Below are 1,343 nucleotides of genomic sequence, written 5' to 3' on the forward strand. Positions count from 1 at the left end.
GTTTTGGATGTATTCTCGAATTACATCAATTGTCGCTCCACCTGTTGTAAGTAGACAGTATGCCCTCGTCCAAAGCACAGGTTTCCAATAATAAGGTTTTAGTTCTTCACCGAACTCCTTGCGTATCAGTCTGCTTGATACAGTTTTTAGATTATTGATGAATTTACTTGGCATGATGTTCGGGTGCATATCTAACAATAAGTGAATATGATCAGCTTCACCATTGAACTCAATCAAGTCAATCTCCCAATCAGCACAGTTCTTTTTTACAATTTCTTCAAGCCGATTGATCATCTCATTTGAAAGGCATTTCTTGCGATATTTTGTTACCAACACTAAATGATATGTAAGTTTATAAACACAGTGATAATGTGACTTCATTACATTTACACTAAGCAATTAATTTGCTAAATTATAACCATGAAACAACCTTTTTTGAAAGCGTATAAATATCGCATCTATCCTACTTCTGAGCAGAAAGTGCAATTTGAAAAGCACTTCGGATGCACTCGCTTTATTTTCAATTGGGCTTTAGCACTTCAAACTAAAGCTCATTCTGAAACTCAAAAATTATTATCAAAAAAGGATATTCAAGACCAATTAGTTGCCATGAAAAAACAACCTGAATTCGAATGGTTGAACGAGGTGAATAGTCAATCACTTCTTAGTGGGTTACTTCACCTACACACTGCTTACAACAACTTTTTTCAGCGATTAAAGAAAGGCAAGGTTGAATTCAGAAAGATCAAAGGATATAAACCAAATCCTGATGAAAAACGCCCATTAAGTCATCTTGTCGGCTACCCACGGTTCAAATCCAAGAAAATACCGCAACGGTCTTATCAATGCCCTCAGCACGCAACAGTGAGCTTTGAGAACGGATTACTTCATCTACCTAAAATTAAAGGGATAAAAACTGTATTTAGTCGGGTATTTAATGGGAAAATCAAAACTGTCACCATTAGCAAAACAGCGACAGGTAAGTATTATGCTTCGATTTTGGTCGAGTCAGAGTTAGAACTTGTTGCATCAACAACAATTCAAGCTGATCAAACCATCGGAATTGATATGGGTTTGAATCACATGCTCATTCAATCCGATGGTAATAAGGTTGAAAATCCAAAATACTTGCGACAGGCTCAAAACCGACTATCCATACAGCAGAAGATATTTGCTCGAAAGAAGAAAGAATCAAAGAATTATCAACGTCAAAAATTAAGTGTTGCATTCATCCATGAAAAAGTGCGCCTGCAACGCTTAGACCTACATCACAAACTCACGCATTACTTGATCTGTGAAAACCAAGCGACCACGTATGCTGTAGAAGATTTAGGGATAAAAAA

Annotated in this window: 2 protein-coding genes; one reads left to right on the forward strand and one right to left on the reverse strand. The window is 36.6% G+C overall.

The annotated features are described in order from the left end of the window. Window positions 1–381: IS200/IS605 family transposase (gene tnpA, locus FTT98_RS17795; RefSeq protein ID WP_180177626.1), on the reverse strand; the 381-nt coding region annotated here is incomplete at its 3' end. Between the two features lie 39 nt (window positions 382–420). Between tnpA and FTT98_RS17800 the strand changes: the two genes are divergently transcribed. After that, on the forward strand, window positions 421–1,343 hold a 923-nt coding region (locus FTT98_RS17800; RefSeq protein WP_180177627.1), incomplete at its 3' end, for an RNA-guided endonuclease TnpB family protein.

It is taken from the genome of Acinetobacter sp. YH12039 (assembly GCF_013420015.1).
Classification (GTDB): domain Bacteria; phylum Pseudomonadota; class Gammaproteobacteria; order Pseudomonadales; family Moraxellaceae; genus Acinetobacter; species Acinetobacter amyesii.